The 18,639-nt window shown below is 52.4% G+C and carries 17 protein-coding genes; 8 read left to right on the top strand and 9 right to left on the bottom strand.

Annotation, left to right across the window (positions count from 1 at the left end):
- Positions 1 to 66 precede the first annotated feature (66 nt).
- From ON072_RS00110 to ON072_RS00120, 3 genes are read left to right on the top strand one after another with little or no spacing between them, the layout of a single operon-like run.
- On the top strand, positions 67 to 1,113 hold the full coding sequence (locus tag ON072_RS00110; RefSeq protein WP_025009075.1) for a glycosyltransferase family 9 protein: 1,047 nt from the start codon (positions 67 to 69) through the stop codon (positions 1,111 to 1,113).
- Positions 1,114 to 1,136: 23 nt separating this feature from the next.
- Complete coding sequence (locus ON072_RS00115; RefSeq protein ID WP_208164464.1) at positions 1,137 to 2,207, top strand: hypothetical protein; 1,071 nt, start codon at positions 1,137 to 1,139, stop codon at positions 2,205 to 2,207.
- Complete coding sequence (locus ON072_RS00120; protein ID WP_093981680.1) at positions 2,204 to 3,313, top strand: glycosyltransferase; 1,110 nt, start codon at positions 2,204 to 2,206, stop codon at positions 3,311 to 3,313. The genes ON072_RS00115 and ON072_RS00120 overlap by 4 nt, the downstream gene beginning before the upstream one ends.
- 99 nt (positions 3,314 to 3,412) lie before the next feature.
- On the opposite strand, the gene ON072_RS00125 is transcribed toward ON072_RS00120, so the two are convergent.
- From ON072_RS00125 to ON072_RS00145, 5 genes are read right to left on the bottom strand one after another with little or no spacing between them, the layout of a single operon-like run.
- Positions 3,413 to 4,375, bottom strand: a complete 963-nt coding sequence (locus tag ON072_RS00125; RefSeq protein ID WP_208172860.1) for a WavE lipopolysaccharide synthesis family protein — start codon at positions 4,373 to 4,375, stop codon at positions 3,413 to 3,415.
- A gap of 36 nt (positions 4,376 to 4,411) precedes the next feature.
- A complete protein-coding gene (locus tag ON072_RS00130; protein WP_025009076.1) occupies positions 4,412 to 5,137 on the bottom strand; it encodes a glycosyltransferase family 2 protein in 726 nt (241 codons plus the stop codon).
- Entirely contained in the window at positions 5,134 to 6,690 is a 1,557-nt protein-coding gene (locus ON072_RS00135; RefSeq protein WP_208128807.1) for a phosphotransferase, read from the bottom strand. The genes ON072_RS00130 and ON072_RS00135 overlap by 4 nt, the downstream gene beginning before the upstream one ends.
- Before the next feature lie 35 nt (positions 6,691 to 6,725).
- Positions 6,726 to 7,100 carry an HAD hydrolase family protein gene (locus tag ON072_RS00140; protein ID WP_025888998.1) on the bottom strand — a complete coding sequence of 125 codons (375 nt, stop codon included), beginning with the start codon at positions 7,098 to 7,100 and terminating at the stop codon, positions 6,726 to 6,728.
- A gap of 24 nt (positions 7,101 to 7,124) precedes the next feature.
- On the bottom strand, positions 7,125 to 8,339 hold the full coding sequence (locus ON072_RS00145; protein WP_144158265.1) for a glycosyltransferase family 4 protein: 1,215 nt from the start codon (positions 8,337 to 8,339) through the stop codon (positions 7,125 to 7,127).
- A gap of 765 nt (positions 8,340 to 9,104) precedes the next feature.
- Between ON072_RS00145 and coaD the strand changes: the two genes are divergently transcribed.
- The 5 genes from coaD to ON072_RS00170 all read left to right on the top strand — a co-directional run bounded on the left by coaD (position 9,105) and on the right by ON072_RS00170 (position 14,480).
- Entirely contained in the window at positions 9,105 to 9,596 is a 492-nt protein-coding gene (coaD, locus tag ON072_RS00150; protein WP_025009078.1) for a pantetheine-phosphate adenylyltransferase, read from the top strand.
- Between the two features lie 5 nt (positions 9,597 to 9,601).
- Positions 9,602 to 11,095, top strand: a complete 1,494-nt coding sequence (locus tag ON072_RS00155; protein ID WP_107006321.1) for a capsule assembly Wzi family protein — start codon at positions 9,602 to 9,604, stop codon at positions 11,093 to 11,095.
- Positions 11,096 to 11,351: 256 nt separating this feature from the next.
- The gene (locus ON072_RS00160) at positions 11,352 to 12,083 is read left to right on the top strand and encodes a glycosyltransferase family 2 protein (protein ID WP_025009080.1); all 732 of its coding nucleotides are present in this window, start codon (positions 11,352 to 11,354) and stop codon (positions 12,081 to 12,083) included.
- A 1-nt stretch (position 12,084) separates the two neighbouring features.
- Positions 12,085 to 12,759 carry a TVP38/TMEM64 family protein gene (locus ON072_RS00165; RefSeq protein WP_208164467.1) on the top strand — a complete coding sequence of 225 codons (675 nt, stop codon included), beginning with the start codon at positions 12,085 to 12,087 and terminating at the stop codon, positions 12,757 to 12,759.
- Positions 12,759 to 14,480 carry an ArnT family glycosyltransferase gene (locus ON072_RS00170; RefSeq protein ID WP_208164463.1) on the top strand — a complete coding sequence of 574 codons (1,722 nt, stop codon included), beginning with the start codon at positions 12,759 to 12,761 and terminating at the stop codon, positions 14,478 to 14,480. Before ON072_RS00165 ends, ON072_RS00170 begins: the two co-directional genes overlap by 1 nt.
- A gap of 7 nt (positions 14,481 to 14,487) precedes the next feature.
- Here the strand turns inward: ON072_RS00170 and mutM are convergent, their stop codons facing one another.
- From mutM to ON072_RS00190, 4 genes are read right to left on the bottom strand one after another with little or no spacing between them, the layout of a single operon-like run.
- Entirely contained in the window at positions 14,488 to 15,303 is an 816-nt protein-coding gene (gene mutM, locus ON072_RS00175; protein ID WP_208164462.1) for a bifunctional DNA-formamidopyrimidine glycosylase/DNA-(apurinic or apyrimidinic site) lyase, read from the bottom strand.
- Between the two features lie 16 nt (positions 15,304 to 15,319).
- A complete protein-coding gene (locus ON072_RS00180; protein WP_101053244.1) occupies positions 15,320 to 15,778 on the bottom strand; it encodes a hypothetical protein in 459 nt (152 codons plus the stop codon).
- Between the two features lie 54 nt (positions 15,779 to 15,832).
- The gene (gene moaA, locus ON072_RS00185; protein WP_208143357.1) at positions 15,833 to 16,819 is read right to left on the bottom strand and encodes a GTP 3',8-cyclase MoaA; all 987 of its coding nucleotides are present in this window, start codon (positions 16,817 to 16,819) and stop codon (positions 15,833 to 15,835) included.
- 8 nt (positions 16,820 to 16,827) lie between these two features.
- Positions 16,828 to 18,633, bottom strand: coding sequence for a bifunctional molybdopterin-guanine dinucleotide biosynthesis adaptor protein MobB/molybdopterin molybdotransferase MoeA (locus tag ON072_RS00190; protein WP_261752881.1), 1,806 nt, complete (start codon positions 18,631 to 18,633; stop codon positions 16,828 to 16,830).
- Positions 18,634 to 18,639: the final 6 nt, after the last annotated feature.

Consider the following 18,639-nt stretch of genomic DNA (forward strand, 5'->3'; position numbering starts at 1 on the left):
AGCGTGGAACCTGGGTCTATTCTACATTAAGATCTGGGGTTTGCACCCAAGAAGCCGATTCTGTCCATGAGCCTTGACCCCGCGAAAATTCAATCTCTCTGTTTGCTGCGCCTGTCGGCGATTGGCGATGTTTGTCATGCCGTAGCCATGGTGCAGGCGATTCAGCGCCAGTACCCGCAACTGGCCATCACCTGGGTGATAGGCAAGATAGAATATCAGCTGCTCAAGCACCTGCCCGGAGTTGAGTTTGTGGTGTTCGACAAAGGCCAAGGCTGGAAGAGTTATCTCAATCTGCGGCGGGCGCTCAAGGGGCGTCGTTTCGATGTGCTGTTGCACATGCAGGTGGCGCTGCGGGCTACCATAGCCTCATTGATGATCCCCGCCAAGGTGCGCATAGGTTTTGACCGGGCCAGAGCCAAAGAAGGGCAGTGGCTGGTGACCAATGAACAGGTGGCTCCGCTGGCAACGCCACACGTGCTGGAAGGTTTTATGGGTTTTGCCGCCAAATTGGGAGTAACAGATTTGAGCCCCAGCTGGCATATCCCGCTGCCGGAAGAGGACAAGGCGTTTGCTCGTCAGTGGGTCGCTGATGATGACAAGACTTTTATCATCTGCCCGGCGGCGAGTAAGGCCGAACGCAACTGGTTGCCGGAGCGGTATGCCGCCGTGGCCAACCATGCGTTTGAACGCGGGTTCAAGGTGTTGCTCTGCGGTGGCCCAAGTGCATTGGAAAAACAGCTGGCTGAGGACATCAGCGCCCAGTGTCAGCAGCCGCCAACTAACTTGATTGGCAAAACATCTCTGGTGCAGTTGCTGGCTATTCTGGAGCGGGCCAGCCTGGTGTTGGCTCCGGATACTGGTCCGGCGCATATGGCGGTGACCCAAGCGACGCCGGTTATCGGTCTCTATGCCCATTCCAACCCCGGGCGCACCGGGCCATACACTTGGAAGGAATATGTGGTGAGTGCCTATGAGCAAGCGATAGCGCAGCAGTTCCCGGGCCATCAGGTTCCCTGGGGCACACGAGCCAAAGGTGAGCATCTGATGGAGTTGATCTCTGTGGAGCAGGTGTGCAGCATGTTCGATCGCGTGGCCGCCGACTTTCGTCTTTGAAGTATCAGTCTATGAATAAGCCTATGACAGCCCAATCCGCAGTAAAGTTTTTGTTTGTGCCCGTGTCTTCTGCCGAAGGCATGGGTGAGTATATGCGCTCATTGATCATCGCCGATGAAGTGAAGCGGGTTTGGCCACAGGCGGATATTCGCTTTGTTCTCAGCCGGGAAGCTCCCTACGCCAAGACTTGTCCCTATCCGGCAGATTTGCTGGCCCGGACGCCCACCAAGGAGGTCAAGGCGGTCAACGGCATCATGGATGAGTTTGCTCCCGATGTGGTGCTGTTTGACGCCTCAGGCCGTAAGTCACAACTGAGCCATGCCCACAACTTGGGCGCCAAGGTGATCTTCTTCAGCCAGCACAAGCGCAAGCGCAGCCGGGGTATGAAAATAGGTCGCGCCAGGGTCACAGACAGCCACTTGGTCGTACAGCCTGAGTTTGTTATCGGCCCTATCAGCGCCTGGGAAAGTATCAAGCTAAAGCTAATTGGTAAGCCGGAACCTGTGTGTATCGGCCCTGTATTTACCCCGCCGGATGAAGCGCGGCAGCAGACTTTGCTGCAACAGTATGGCTTGAATGAGGGCGAATTTTTGCTGTTCAACGCCGGTTCCGGCGGCCATAAACTCAATGACAAGCTGGCAGCCGATTACTTCTTTGCCGCCGCCGAGGCTTGTTACCAAGCCTCGGGGATCCCTGTGGTGATGGTGTTTGGCCCCAATTATCCCAAGGATTTACCGCAGGCTCCCGGAGTTATAGCTATTTCCTCGTTGGCCAATGCCGACTTTATCAATCTGCTGGTGGCTTCGCGTGCGGCGGTTCTCAGTGGCGGTGATACCCTGCTGCAGGCCATAGCACTGCGTAAAAATACCCTGGCGGTTGCCGTGTCCAAAGATCAGCCTGCGCGAATTCGTGTCTGTTCAGACAAGGGGTTGGTGCTGCAGGCCGAGGCCGAACAGATGGGTTCGGCAGTACAGGCCCTGTTGTCGCCGGATATGGACCAGAAGCTGCAACAAGCCATGGCCGCAGAACCGGACATGAACGGGCTACAGCTCACTATAGATGCGCTTAAGGCGTTGCTGGAGAATCAAGCATGACAGGCAGAAGAATCGCCATTGCCATAGACAGTCTCGCCGGTGGCGGCGCCGAAAAAGTAATGCTGACGCTGGCCACAAGCTTGAAGCAGATGGGACACGAGCCTCATCTGCTGGTGCTGCATAATGACTGTCACCACGAAGTGCCCGCCGCCCTGGCGGTGCATTTCTGTTTCGATGCCAAAGAGCGCAATATCGACAGTTTCTGGCGCCTGAAATCATCGGTTGCCAGAGTGCAGAGCTGGATTGCACAACTACAGCAGCAATATGGCACATTCGAGTTGTTTCTCTCCAATCTGGACAAGACCAACCTGTTGATGACTCGCGCCTGTGTGGCGCCACTCTACTGCATAGTGCACAACTCGATTGAAGAGGAGTTGCAAAGGCAGCGCAAGTTGGGGCCATTTGCCTACCTGAGTATGCTCAAGGCCAAGAAGGCGCTCAATGGCCAGAAATTGGTGACGGTTTCCAAAGGGATCGCCGGGGAGATAACGCAAGTGGGCCGGATCAAGCCCGCTTCGGTGCAGACTATTTACAATCCGTTTGAGCTGGACAAGATCCAGGCCTTGTCACAACAAGTGCCAGCAGATATGCCGACAGGGGATTATATGATCCATGTCGGCCGTTTTGCCCGGCAGAAACGCCACGATGTGCTCTTTGCTGCCATGAAGCAGATGAAAAACCCTATGCCATTGGTATTGTTGTGTAACAACAAGAAGAAGGCACTCAAGGCGGCGCATAAGTTTGGGGTCAGCGACAGGGTGATCATCCCGGGATTCCAGACCAACCCCTACCCCTGGATCAAAAATGCCCGTCTGTTGGTGCTCAGTTCCGACTATGAAGGCCTGCCAACGGTATTGATTGAATCACTGGCAGTGGGAACCCCTGTGGTGAGCAGCGATTGTCGTCATGGCCCGAAAGAGATCTTAACCGGGGAGTTTAGCCGTTATCTGGTACCCCGTAGGGAACCTGCTGCGCTGGCCAAGGCCATGGATGCGGCGCTGAATGATTATCCGGACTGTGCTACGGCCGAGATACTGCAGCAGGTGGGTGCCAAGCGGGTTGCTGAGCAATATCTGGCATTACTCAACGGGCCGGACTCAGAGTAACAAAGATTAAAAAAGGGCTGATTCGGCCCTTTTTATTTAGGATTGTACGAACGAACCCGGCCTGCTCTCTGGCGTGCAAGGGCTATTTGCCGGAACCCGTTAACCGAGTCTGAACTTGAGGTAGCTGAAAGGCATTTTCAGCATGCGTCGCCATCCCAGAGTACTGAACAGGGCCAGTTTGGAAGCCGGAAACTTAGGGTCACAATAGTGCTGGTAGAGCAGTTGCCAGTCGAGATGACTCATCTCGTTGGGGCGCTTGTTCTTGGGGATAAAGCGCTTTATCAGACCAAGCCCAATCTGCTCAGGCTCCAGCACCAGTAGATTGGAAGCCATAAATCTATCCCACTGCTCATCCATAGCAGCATCAAAATGGTGCCTGTGCTCCAGCTTGGGCCATGCGGGATCCAGGCGTCTCAGCCAGATATCACAATAAATCTGCTCTGCATGGGGGCAGGTCAAAGGGGCGCCATGATATTGCGCCTGACCGCTTCTCGAAGGGTCGTATTCGAGATCGGCAAACAGTGGCAGGTCCCATATCTTCAACAGATCTTCCTTGAGCCCAAAGTGGAAAAAGTCACTCGGGTGCCTGACGACTCTCTGCCCTTCGGCATAACGCCGAAAGTAGCTGGTATTGACTACGACTCTTTCCTGGAAATAGCTGTCGGCGGCATTGCGAACGGGATACTTGCCCTGGGCTGCCACAAAACCGTTGCCGGTCAGGAAATTGTCCGAGCGCAGTTTGACGGCATAGCGGGTTTCTACCCGTTTAAGCCCTTCGGCGGATGAGACAATTTGGCGGTTGAAGTTGAGTTTTTGCGGTTTGCCGGCGGCATCATAGGCCACTATGTTGCCACCCGGGTCCTGATTGAGTAGCAGCAGATCCGGCTCCAGCCCACTGCAATCTTGCCCCTCCCAGGTGGAGAGAATAATCTTGGCACCGGGCAGGTGCTCTCTGATGCTTTGCAAACACTTATGGGTAATGCCTGTTTCCTGGGCCCTTTCCTGGTAGCTTTGAACCGGGCCTTGCACTACCACTGTGATATCGCTGAAATTGATTGCCATAATTAAGCGTCTGAATTGTCGTCGAAAGGAGCCTGGCTAATCGGCTTGTGCCAGCAGGGATAGATATTCTTCAGGAACACCACAAAAAATCACTTCATCGCGTTCAATCAGATGGTAATGGATCTGCTTACCCTGACTTATCAGGTAGTTGTATAAAGGCGCTATATACAGCTCCTGCTTTTGCCACTCGCTGGCGGGCTTGGCGGCCTCCTGGGTATAGGCTGTGCAAAAATCGGCGGCATGGCGAAAGTAGTACAGACCTGTACTGCACAGATCGGAAATCGGCCTTTTTTCTGCGGTTTCAACGACGAGCGTCGAATCTACAGCGGCAGGTTTGGCGTATGACCAGTTACTGCCTTCACCCTTGAACACTTCAAGATAGCCGTCGCAATGCTCTGTGATGGCAGGAAAGCTAAAGCCCGGGCGGAAAGTATCGATATTGAAGATGGTCAGCGGGGTTTGCGGGTCGACATCCGTTAACCCCAAATAGACGGTTTCGGCCTGTCCTCGAGTCGCTTCCGTGAGCGAGACGATACGGTAATCTTTGATCCCCAGTTGCCGGCAGCGCTTTTCAACAAACTCAGGAGTGTTATAGACATCGCGCACGATAAATAGAAACGGCATGGTCGCAAAATAGCGGCTGAAACTCAGCAGCGCATGGTCAAATAAAGGCTTGCCATGGGCCGGCAGCATATATTTGGGTTCCTGGTAGCCGGCTTTGAAGAAACGGGAACTGAGTCCGGCCATGGGGATGACTATCATAATTGGGCTCCTGTGCAGCTTTGCAGGCGATCATACAGGCGATAGGCATTGCCGATAAAGCCCAATTGTCTGTCGGGTCTGTCATTGTGCAGTGGCAGCATGGACAGAAATAGCTGGATCTGCATGGCGTAGAGCTGGCTCTCGCTGACACCGAATTCACTGGCCATCAGTTGGGTGAAGTCGGCCATGATCTGTTCCCGTCTCTCCGTCACCGCAATATCGAAGTTGAGAGCTTGACCATCGAGCTGCGCCCGAAAGTAGCCAGCGATAATGGAGTCGTACAGTCCCATCACAGAATGGGCCAGTTTGGCGATGTCGTAGAGGCTGTTGCCATATATAGTTTGCTGCTCGTCGCCGTCTATGCCGCGAGGATCTATCACCTTGATATTACAGGTGCGAAAGTCGTAGAGAATATTACTGAAGCAAAAATCACCGTGCAGCACATTGAGTTGACCACTGTCACCAGGAAGTTGCGCCTGAGTCGCTTCGGCCAGTTGATAGATGCTGGGCCTGAGTTGACCATTAAAAACGATGGGCTGGTGGAGATCCAGCGGCGTTTGCTTGGCAAACTCCTTGAGGCGTGAGCGGGTCTTGGCCATAAACAAGCCATCCAGGGTCGGCTTGGGTTGCGCCTTTTTATTGGCGGCATCCTTAATAAACTGGCTGCAGGCTCTGAGTATTTTACGCCAGGCAAAAGCCGGCAGTTGGCTGAAGACGTACAGCTCGTTGAGCGCCGTCAGATGCAGATATTCTATGCTGTAGCCAAAGGATTCAGTGGTTTCCTGGGTGCCGAGTAATTGTGGGATATAACTGCGCAGCGGCCCTGGTAGTTCAGTGTACCAGTTGGCCTCGGCAGCCAGTTTACGCTTTTTGTGGCTGTATTTACTGACCACCTGTCCCTGAATCGACATCTCATTGAAGGCTCTCTGGGTGGTCATTCGGCTCTTGGACTGATAGTAAGTATGACTGTGGCCGAAGTCATACCAATGCTCGAAGCGCTCGGGGGTGAGGCCTTTTTCGGCAATATAGCCGTTGAGTCCGGCGATAAAGTCCCACTTGCATTGGGTGATATGGCGGATCAGGGCTCTTGGTGCAGAAAAACTGAAAAAACCATTGGCGATCAATTCACTGGATGGTGGCTGATCACTATGGTGTTTATTGAGCATACCGGTATCCGGATTGAATTCGGCCCAATCATAGTTGTCTTCAACTTGACTCAGGCCGAGCAGATCCGGGGTCTGTGGCAGGGCATCGAACAAGGTGTCTCCATGCAGCACATACAAGGGCTCGGTTGTGGCAAATTCCAGCAGATTGAGGGCATAGACTATCGACTCCCCCAGACTCAAGTGAGTCGGCAGGTACAGGAGTTCTACCTGCTTTTCTGCCAATGTCTGGGTATCATAGGGTCCTGGAATAAAACCCTCTGGCAGTGTCATCACCACTCTCGCTCCCTCGGGAAGCAGGGCCAGTTGATGGTGAAACAGCCGTTTATTGCCTACCGGTAAAAAACAGGGCGGCAGTGGCCCGAATTCAGACTGGAGTTCAGATGCCACGAGTGCTGCAGAAGTTATCAGATACATGCTTGGCCCTATGCTTTGTCGTCCGCCAGTAACTCTTCTATCTGCTCCCGGCTCAACTTGGCAAATTCTGATGGTCTTATCGCCCGGTCATCAATATAGAAACCCTCATGACCACACCACGGCTTACCCACCAGAATTTCATCGTAGGGAACCTGGTGCTTATCGAGCCAAGCGGTGATCACCGGCAGGGTATGAATATTGATCTTGCCAACATTCCCCTCAAAGGTGCGCATATTGCGAGCGGTGGAGATAACAATGTCAAACCCCTGCGCCTGATATTCACGCAATTTGGCTATCACATCCAAGCGCGGTGACACCGCGCTGTAATCCTTGCTGTCACCTTGAGTGAGGGTGCCGTCAAGGTCGACTATGAGTCGTTTCATCTCTGCCCCAATAGGATAAAAACCTTATTGTACTGTGCGAGGCCAGGCTGAGCCAGTTGCATGCGGACTTTGCACTTGCCGGCTTTGGGACTTAAGTGCCCGTATCTCTTTGGACATATCTTGCTTGAACTTGTCCAGATGGTGCACCTTTTTGATGTAGGCAATGGCTTCCTTGGCCAGAGTCTGGCGTTTGGCTTCACTCTGCAGCAACTGCTCAATCCCTTCGATGAACAGCGGCAATTTGTCGAAGCCATCCCCCAAAACTTTGCCGGTATAAATGCCGAAGCGACTGGTCAATTCATCCGGGTTTTGACAACTGACCAATAAGGTTCCGTATGACAAGGCTTCGAGAAATGACACGGGCAAGGCTTCATGAATAGAGGTATTGACCAGCAGCTTGGCATCTTTCAACAGCTGATTTTTACGCTCGCCTTCAACGTGACCGACAAAGTGCAGGTTGGGTATGTCTTGATACTTGGCCATCACGGCGTTGTTCTCATCGGCCTGTCTATGTGCCTGCCCCAACATGTAGAATTGGTACTGCGGCATGGCTCGGGCAATTTCGGCAAACAACCAACCGCGTTTTACTGATTCTATTCGGCCAAGGAACAAAATATTGTCTTGTTTTTGATGATAATCCGGGTCGAAATTTTCATCTATTTCAATAGGGTTGGGCAGATACTGAATCTCGGTATCTGCCGGCAGGCGATACAAGTCTTTGGCTTTTTGGTCTAAACATCTGGCCTGACTGATAAAACGAATATTGCCCGTCTTAGCGTATTGATGTACAAAATCATAGACTTGTTGATCCCAATAGCAGGGTTCTGGAAACAGCTTGACGGTATTTATTTCATCCCATTCATAAGTGGGACGTGGATCCTGAATCCAAAACAGCAACTTCTTGTTTTTACCAGGGGCCTTGCTGAATATACGATATGAGTGAGTCGTCATTTCAATAGACAGGAAGACATCATATTGCTTTTTTTTCAAGAACAAATAGTTAATAAAATCGAAAGCCCTGGCGGCTAATTTATAGACTTTGATACCGTCTATCATATGGCATTTGGGAATGAGCCTGACTTTACCACAGTCTTTTTTTAGCAGCACTTCGACATCAATATCGTCGCCGGGCAGATATTTGGCAACCAAATGACGGGCAAGAAAACCATATCCCCCAAACTTTGTTTTGGCTCCACCAAAATACTCATCAACCAGAAGTGCTACTCTTAACTTACTCATCAGACCTGACCCAAACATATTGCTGAAGACGGCATTTTAGTTAGCCAAGACAACTAATTCAAAATTTATATCTGGAATAAAGTCTTGGTGTTTTTAATAAGATAATGATGTTGTTTTTTTATGTTTGTTGTTTGTTGTTTGTTGTTTTTTTTGGTTTGATTTTTGCCTTGTTTTTAGGGGCGTGAATACTGTAATTGTTGATTGGGTTTCGATGCTTTCTGTCATGGTAAAATACTTTTTATTATTCTCCATGGCCGAATGCTATTCCGGGTTAACTATATCGATAGTGGATTTCGGCGTTATTTGATGTAGTACACGTAGGAAGCATCGAGGACTTATTCGCACTTTCATGAATAATAAGTCATAGGTTCAGTGGCTTATATTTCAGTATTCCGCTCGTTACATCACTCTCAATTTTATGTAGTCATAAAGGGTTTCAGTGTATGGAAGCCTTAGGGAAGGTGCGAACAAGTCCTCGTGGCACTCTGGCTTACACCGCAACCGGTTCTCTGCGTTATCCGACTTAGGCAGGCTTTCAGTCAGATGCCTTGAACGCCAATGCTGTGCAAGCCACTCTCTACAAAAGAGAAGGCCACAAGGACGTTACCAAGCACAAAAGTTGGGTAGATCTCAGGTCGTAGAGGATTGACTGGGGTTGGCTTGAGCCGTAAGCCGTTATGTGGACGCCTAATACGTATTCACAAACACAGTGCGAGCGGTTAGGATCTGGCCTCTGTATTCGAGTAATATTACGTCGGTATCCTTATGCTCACACGCGCCATCTATCCCGGAACTTTTGATCCCGTTACCAATGGTCATGCGGATCTTATTCAACGTGCCGCGGCACTGTTTTCTCACTTGGTAATAGGCGTGGCAGCCAGTCCATCCAAGCAGCCTTGCTTCACTCTGGAAGAAAGGGTCGCCATGCTAAATGAGGTGACTGCGCACCTGGATAATGTGGAGGTGGTTGGTTTTACCGGGCTACTGGTAGATTTTGCCAAAGAACAAGGCGCCAATGTACTGGTTCGTGGGCTGCGCGCGGTTTCTGATTTCGAATATGAGTTTCAATTAGCCAATATGAATCGTCGGCTCCACCCAGAACTGGAGAGTGTCTTTTTGACTCCGGCGGAAGAAAACTCGTTTATTTCATCTACCCTGGTTAAAGAGGTCGCGCTGCATGGCGGCGATGTCAGCCAGTTTGTTCATCCGGATGTTGCCAAGGCTTTGGTTGCCCGAGTCAAAAAGCAAGGAAGTTAAAGTTAATGAGAAGTCTTTTGTACAAGAGCCTGATGCTGGCTGCAGGCCTGGGTATGAGCGCTGCGAGCCATGCGGCACCTTGGGTCGATAGTTCAGACATTTATTTGAGAGCCGATATTCAGGCGCTGGCTGATGCCGGGGTGATCACGGTTCCCGTTAATACTTACCCCTTGATGTGGGCCGGTATCGGTGCCGATTTGGCCAAGGTTGAGCCGGCAACCCTCACTCCTGCGTTGACTGATGCTTTTTCCAGAGTGAATTTTTACTATCGTCAGGCGATAGAAAATCGCGGCAATGCTGTTATCAAGGCGACGGCAGCCACGGATGCCGCCCGGTTTCAACATTTTGGCTCTGACTACCGTGAAAAGGGCCAACTGAGCGCCTCATATGAATATGTCGGAGAGCGTTTTGCCTTCAAGGCTGCGGGAACCGGCGCCTATGACGCCCAGGATGATGAGAGTGCACGTTTGGATGACTCCTACATGGCGCTGGTGCTGGGCAACTGGATAATGACTGCGGGTGCAGTGCAGCAGTGGTGGGGCCCTGGGTTTGATTCGGCTTTGCACAAGTCAAACAATGCCCGCCCTATGCCGTCAGTCATGCTCAGTCGTAATAATGCTGCGGGTTTTGAAACCCCTTGGCTATCCTGGATTGGCCCCTGGACCCTGACCGCAGGTGTCAGTTGGATGAATGACGACAGAGCCGTTGAAGACACACTGCTGTGGAACATGCGCGGCAGTGTCAGGCCCTTCAAACAGTTGGAAATAGGCCTTTCCTGGACCACACAATTCTGTGGAGAGGGACAGGATTGCGGCTTTGGTTCATTCTGGGATGCTATTTCCGGTGGAACCGAGTGTGCTGATGGTGACCCGAACTGCGACCCTTCAATGAATACCAAGATAGGTAACCAGATGGCAGGTTTCGACGTTCGTTATGCCGATACCCTGTTTAATGTGCCTTTTGGTCTCTATCTGGAGCGCACCTGTGAAGACTCCAGCGGTTCGGCGCCATGGCAGATTGCCGACTGCGCCGTGCTGGTGGGTGCCGATACCCGCTTCAACCTGGCGCAGCAGCAATATAAGCTGTTCTTTGAGTATACGGATACTCTGGTTGCCTGTGGCGGAGATCCCAATGTGTTCAACTGTTTCTATGAGCACAGCACTTATCTGAGTGGTTCCCGTTATTACAAACGTTCCTTGGGTTCTACCTATGACAGCGATGCCAAGGTCTACGTTCTGGGCTTGGTGGGTCAATTTGCCGACAGCCATGGTATTAACGCCTACCTGCGCTATGCTCAGCTCAACAAAGACGGTAAAAACCGAAATAATGGTTGGGCCCCCAAACCCGCCAAGGAAGATTTGCTGATGTTGGAACTCAGCTATCGTATGCCCTTGCTGAAGGGGATGATGACTTTTGGTGGCACAGCTTCCCGTTCAGAGTTTGAAACTTATAACGATAACGATGCCAGTTTGTTTGGTAGTTATGAGTACAGGTTCTGAGTGACAACTGCTTAACTAAGCTGGTATAGCCGGCTTTTTTAATCCCCGAGACAATGATGTTACCAAGTTTAGCCGGCCTAGCCGGCTTTTTTATGCTTGTAATAAAAATGTTACCAAATTTAAACAGAATGATTGCGTGAAAAACGGCATTGACGTAATTTGGCCTTAAGAAACTATAGCTATATTGCATCCAGACCTACTTCATGTGTAGGTTGTTTTTTAATCAGTTTCAAGTTTGGAACTCGGGAGCTTATTTTTGATTTCAGTCGTAATACCCGCCAAAGACGAAGCCGGCAATATAGGCCCTCTCATTAATGAGATCTGTCAGGCCTTGGCAACGACAACCCCTTTTGAAATTCTGGTTGTAGATGATGGCAGCAGCGATAGTACTGCCGACGAAGTGTTGCAAACTGCAAAGCAAAACAGCTGTGATGCCAGAGTTATTCGCCATAAACGCAGTACAGGCCAGAGCACGGCTATCTGCACAGGTGTGCGCGAGGCCAAGGGGGAATATATAGTGACCCTGGATGCCGATGGTCAAAATGATCCTGCCGACATTCCCGCCATGATCCGGCTGATCCCGGAAATGAACAGTGCTGATTTTTGCATCGCTGGTTATCGAAAGCACCGTAAAGATACGGCTTGGAAACGCTTTCAATCCCGTTTTGCCAACAGAGTACGCGATGCCTTATTGCACGATGGCGTTCCGGATACCGGCTGTGGTCTTAAGCTCTTTCCGCGAGCCAGTTTTCTGAAACTCCCCTATTTCAACCATATGCATAGGTATATTCCGGCGCTTATCCGACGTATGGGCGGTGATGTGCGTATTTCTGTGGTTAATCACAGAGACAGACAAGCCGGTATTTCCAAATATACCGCCTGGAATCGACTCTGGGTGGGAATCGTCGATATCCTCGGGGTGATGTGGTTGATTCGCCGGGCCAAAATTGCCGAGATAGACAGCATTGAATACAGCCGCCGGGACTAAACTGAAGCGCCTGCTAAAGACGCTGTTGTTGATCACCGTCTTGCTTGGGCTGATGTTGGCCGTTCAGGCCGGCTGGTTTGAGCATCTCACCGACAGTAACTGGGTCGCTAACTCTATTCACCGCCAAGGGCCTGCCGGAGTGGCGTTACTGTTTGCAGTGGGCGCTCTGTTTACCGCAGTGGGCGGCCCGAGGCAGATCATCGCATTTGTTTTCGGCTTCGCGCTTGGTGGTGCTGTGGGCGCCCTGTTTTCTACCTTTGCCGCCTTGGCGGGTTGTCTCCTCAGCTTTTATTGTGCCCGTTTGACGGTGCGCGAGTTTCTACAGAAGCGCTTTGGGTCGCGGCTGCAACGTTTTGAACGGCTGATCATTCATCGCACCTGGCTTAAAGTTTTAATGATCAGACTGTTACCTGTTGGCAGCAACCTGTTGACCAATCTCTTCGCCGGGGCAACCAGGGTGCCTGCAGGCGGGTTCTTAATCGGCAGTTTCATCGGCTACCTGCCGCAGATGCTGATCTTTGCCTATGCGGGAGCCGGCTTGGGCTTGTCTGATCAGTATCAACTCGGTATCAGCCTGGTGTTATTGCTGCTTTCCAGCGCCATAGGAACTTACCTTTACCGTAATCGTCTGAGCCGTCAGGTGGATGATTTGGTTACAGATAAACAGGGGCTTTGATGAATTGGCTGCGTAGCTACTTTGATAGTGATGATTACACAAAAGTGTTTTGGGCACTGTTCTGGCTGACCCTGTTTATTATGTTATTGGGAATAGGATTCCGCTCTCCCTGGCCTGCCGACGAGCCTAGATTTGTCGAAGTCGCCAGAGAAATGGTCAGCAGCGGTCAGTGGTTGTTTCCCAGCCGTGGTGGCGAATTCTATCCGGACAAACCGCCGGTTTTCATGTGGGCCATAGCACTTTGTTACGCCTTGATTGGAGACCTCAAGCTGGCTTTCTTACTGCCCAATGCCCTGTGTGGTTTGCTGACCGTGATGCTGGTCTACGATCTGGGCGCGAGGCTGTGGAATGTTCGCACCGGGCGCAACGCCGCTCTGCTACTGATGTTGGTGCCGCAGTTTTTGATGCAGGCCAAGAATGCCCAGATAGATGCCATGGTGATGTGCTGGATAACTTTAGGGTGCTATGGCTTGCTGCGCCATTTCCTCAAGGGACCCAGTTGGGGCTGGTATTTTGCCGCCTGGGGCTTTATGGGGCTGGGAGTTATCACCAAGGGAGTTGGTTTTCTGCCCTTGCTGCTGTTGTTGCCGTTGGGGGTGTACAGTTGGCAAAAGGGCTTGTGGCGAGAGAGTTGGCGCTGGCGAATAGTATTGGGGCCGGTTGTTATGCTGGCCGTAATTGCGCTCTGGTTGGTTCCCATGGTGCTGACGGTTCAAGCATCTGCCAGTCCGGAACACCTGGCATATATGAACAATATTCTGTTTAAGCAGACGGGTGAGCGTTACGTCAACGCCTGGCATCATATCAAGCCTTGGTATTTCTTTGTTTTCAGTGTCATTCCCTGGCTCTGGTTCCCGCTGCCCCTATTGGCATTGGCTTACGGAAAGCGACTCTGGGCAGCTATCAAGGCTGACCCAGGCATTGCCGTTTTGCTGTTATGGGTCTTGCTGGTGGTGGTGTTTTTCAGCATCAGCCCAGGTAAGCGTAATGTCTATATTTTGCCGGCACTGCCGATGGCCGCGCTGGCCATTGCAGCAGCGCTGCAGGGAGCACAGTTGTGTCTATGGTTTGAGCGCCTGGTTTCCGCCCTGTTGTGGTTGTTGGGTGTCTTGCTGCTGACTCTGGGCGTACTGGCATTGCTGCACCATCCCAAATTGCTCGAGAGACTGGCTGATTATACCGATGATCTCACAGGTATCGGTTATCTGTTTATGGTGCTCGGTTCCTCCTGGCTTATTTTGCTCTGGTGGTTAAGGAAACAGCCTTCGCTGCTCCGCTCCGGTGTGGTGACTATTCTTGGTTGGGCCTTGGTCAGTAGCTGGGGCTATCTGTTGCTCGACGAAATACGTACTCCCAAGGCCTTGATGCAGCACACTGCCGAGGTTATAGGTGAAGATGCCGAGCTTGGGCTGATCCGCTTTAAGGAGCAGTTTATTCTGTTTTCTCCCATGAGTATTACCCACTTCAGTTATCTGGCTTCCACCGCCGAGCAGGAGCGCAGGGCCTGGCAGTGGCTGCAACAAGGTAAGCAACGTTATCTCCTGGTTCCCGGTGAGATAACGCTTGAATGCTTTGATATGAACAAGGGCCAGAACATGGGCACGGCCCACAGAGAGGAGTGGTATTTACTTGGGGCTTCGGCGAGTTTGCCCGAGTGTCAGGCCCCCAAGACCATGGTCAGTTACCACACGCCGCACCCGGGACAGTGGATGCGGGAGTGATTGTGCTTCAGCGCGTTTGGCACAGGCTACAAAACACTGTGGTGCGTTGTCCCAGGCGTATTTCGGATAACAGATGGCCACATTGGGTACAGGTTTCCCCACCGCGGCCATAGACATGCAGCTTCTGGGCAAAGTAACCCGGTTTACCTTCGGCATTGGTGAAGTCTTTCAGTGTGGTGCCGCCCTGTTTGATGGCCTGGGCCAGGATCAGCTTTATCTCGGCGACCAGCACTGTCAGCCGCTCTTTATCCACTTTACCGGCCTCGGCCTGCGGGTGGATCCCTGCGGCAAACAGGGCTTCGTTGGCATAGATATTACCTACACCCACCACAATGGCATTGTCCATCAGACAGAGTTTTATCGCCTTCTTCTTGCCCTTGAGCGCCGCTTGCAGTTGCTCGACATTGAAGGCATCCGTTAAAGGTTCGGGCCCCAGTTTGGCCAGCAGCGGATGAGCCGTTTCCGGCAACTCGCACCAGAGCCAGGCACCGAATCTGCGCGGATCGTTGAACCTCAGCACCCGGCCGTTTTCCAATTCCAAATCTATATGATCGTGTTTCTCAGCTGGTGTGCTATGGGGCAAAATCCGCAGGCTGCCGGACATCCCAAGATGCACTATGCAGGTACCGGCATCTGTATCCAGCAGCAGGTATTTGGCGCGGCGACGCACGGCTCTGATGGTCTGTCCTATGATATTGCGGGCCGTTTCGGGTACCGGCCAACGCAGCGAAGGATTACGAACGATAAGGTTACTGACGGTCTGATCAACAAGATACGGCGCAACCCCGAGGCGGGTCACTTCCACTTCCGGCAATTCTGGCATAAGGCTCTCTGCTCTATCAGCTTGTGGATACACTCAGCAGAGGTATAACACCACTTCTGAGGCTAGGGGGAATAAGATACCAGTTCCCGGCGGCAGATTTAAGCAGTCCCTGATGGGGGTAGAACAGCCAAAGTTGTGGCTCGGCAGCGCCGCTGACTTTCAACAGCAACTCTCGTGGCCGCTCATCTTGGGTGAGTTCAGGCTTACTGGCTAATGGTGATACCCGAATACTGAGCCAGGCTTGACTCCAGTCGGCGCAATTGAGCACCTTGGGATCACACTGCCATTGGCCATTGGCGGCCTGTGCCAACCAGATCCCGCCCAGTTGCAGCTGCTGCAGTTCAGTATGGCTGTCAAACAGTTCGCGGGTATCGGGCACTGAGTTCATGCGTTTATCCAGCAAGGTCAGTACCGACACCATCAGGATGGAGGCCAGAATAATGATGTTATTCCACTGTTTGCGGGTCAGTGCCATGGGCAAAAATAGTTTGATTGAGGTCGAATCGCCAGTGTAGCACGGTGGCAGGTATCAGCCACCTGTGCTGTTCATAAACCTCAGGATCTGCACTTGATTGGGATCGTCGAAGTGATGCTCTTTGGGTTTGCGTTGAATCGCCTCGAAGATAGCCTGCTTCAATACGTCTATATCACCAGGATGGCTGCGGATGATCTGCTTCAGATCCAGTGAGTGTTCGTTCCCCAGGCACAGCAGCAAACGACCTTCGGCCGTGACTCTGACCCGGTTGCACTCATGGCAAAAGTTATGGCTGTGGGGTGAAATAAAACCTATATGGATAGGGCTGTCGGCCATACTGTAGTAACGTGCCGGGCCGCCGGTACGCTTGGATGACAGGCTCAGTGGCCAGCGTTGATTGATAATTTCCCTGACATCACTGCTGCTCATGTGCCTTGGCAGAGAACGCTCTTCCATCACACCCAGAGGCATCTCTTCGATAAAGGCGATGTCCAGCTGCTTTTGACGGCAATATTCCAACAGATCGATAATTTCGTTTTCGTTGCGTCCCTTGAGGATCACGGCGTTGATCTTGATCCTGTCAAAGCCGGCTGCTTTGGCGACATCTATGCCCTTGAGCACCCGCTCCAGTTTGCCGTTACGGGTTAGGGTGGTGAAGAGTTCGCTCTTTAGAGTATCCAGGCTGATATTAAGGCGGTTCAAGCCGGCGGCTTTCAGCGCCGGAGCCAGCTTGGCCAGCCTGGAGCCGTTGCTGGTCATGGAAAGATCCTTGAGCCCGGGTAGCGCCGCCAGCTGCGCCACCAAGCGGTCGCAATCACTGCGTACCAAGGGTTCGCCGCCGGTGAGGCGTATCTTGCTGACGCCAAGCTCGGTAAATGCGCGGCCGATAAAGGCCAGTTCCTCCAGGCTCAGTACCTGTTCCCGCTCCAGAAAACAGGGATCTTCACTCATGCAATAGATGCAGCGAAAATCACACCTGTCGGTAATGGAGAGGCGCAGATACTCTATTTTGCGGCCAAAGCCGTCACTCAGGCTGTTCAAGGGCAGCCTCAGAGCAGGTCTGCAAACGGGTGTACATAGACGGTTTCACCCGCCTCTATGCGTTCATCGGCCTCGCCGATGATCACCAAGCAGTTGGCCTTGACCATGGAGCTGAGCATGCCTGAGCCCTGGGCACCGGTCGTGCGTACGTGCAATTGACCGTCATCTCCCAGGGTCATGATGCCACGGCTGAATTCGGTGCGGCCACTGCGGCTGCGCATGGCTTCATCGGCAATCGCCGGCAATAGTCTTGGCTGCCAGCTTGGTTCGCCGGCCAGTTTACGCAATGCCGGTTGAACAAACATCAGGAAAGAGACCATCACGGCCACAGGGTTGCCGGGCAAGCCGAAGAACAATGTTTGGTCTATCTTACCGAACGCCAATGGGCGTCCCGGGCGCATATTGATACGCCAGAAGTTGATTTCCCCCAGCTGGGCCAGCACTGTCTTGATATAATCGGCATTGCCGACGGACACCCCGCCCGAGCTGATAATCACATCGGCCTGATTCGCCGCCTGGCTCAATGTTTGGCTCAGAACGGCTTCCGAGTCTTCGATGATCCCCAAGTCCAGCACTTCACAGCCAAGGCGTTTGGCCATCGCCTTGATGGTATAGCGGTTGGAGTCGTAGATGCAGTTGGCCCTGAGCTCAGTGCCGGGTTGGCTGACTTCATCGCCGGTGGAAAATACGGCAATTCTGGGGCGGCGTTTGAGGGGCATCTCAAACAGTCCCAGTGAAGCCAGCAGGCCTTGTTCGGCAGCGCCTAAACGTGTGCCACTGCCAAGGGCCACGGCACCTTGGGCTATATCTTCACCCGCCAGACGCACGTGCTGGCCGCGATAGATTTTGCCACTGAAGCTGACCTTGCCATCGGTTTCGGTGGCAAGCTCTCTGGGTTGAATGGTATCTGCGCCAAGAGGAACCGGCGCACCTGTCATAATTCGTACCGCTTCACCCGGCTGCAACTGGCCAGAATATTGATGACCGGCTAGCACTTCTCCTTTCAGTTCAAAGGATTGTGACATATTGTCTTGAAACGCGAAGGCGTAACCATCCATTGCCGAGTTGGTCTGCTGCGGTACGTTCACCGGTGATATGGCGTCCTGGGCCAGAATACGATTGTCGGCTTCATCGAGCGTCAACAGCTCTGTCTCTGTGACGGGTTTGACTTGCTCCAGGATATGGTCGATGCCCTGACGTACCGACAGATTCTGTTCACTGCCGAGCTCACAGGCGCTTAAGGGCAGGGCTCTTGCTGCAGAGGGCTTGGATTCGGGGCGATAATCGCGGACATACTGCTGCACAAAATCAGCAATTTGCGCCACATTGTTGAGATCCAGGCGGCGGATCTCTCCCGGCAGCTTGGTTTCATCACAGCAGGCTATTGCGAGGATATTGGGATCCTCGGTATGGATAAAGGGTTTGCCATGGGCGGCTCGGTGTAATTCAATTTTGGGCAGCGCCAGTTTCTTGAAGCCTTCCACCAACACCAGATCGGCCTTGTCCTGTTCCAACTGGCCGAGTAGATGCAGCAGGTCCGGATCTCTGTCCAGCGGATCTTCCGTCATCAAGGCCCAACGCACATGGGAGGCCACCAACATCTGTCTGGCGCCGGCCTTGCGCATTTCATAGCTATCTTTGCCCGGCTCATCAATATCAAAGTTGTGATGAGCGTGTTTGATCACTGCCAGTCTCAAACCACGACGATTCAGCTCAGGGATCAACTGCTTCAACAGTGTGGTCTTGCCTGTGCCGCTGTAGGCACAGAAGCCCAACACGGGAATGGACAGGGGATTGGTAAAGACAGTGCTCATAAAAAC

This window comes from Shewanella sp. K8, from assembly GCF_028823715.1.
Taxonomy (GTDB): Bacteria; Pseudomonadota; Gammaproteobacteria; order Enterobacterales; family Shewanellaceae; genus Shewanella; species Shewanella algae.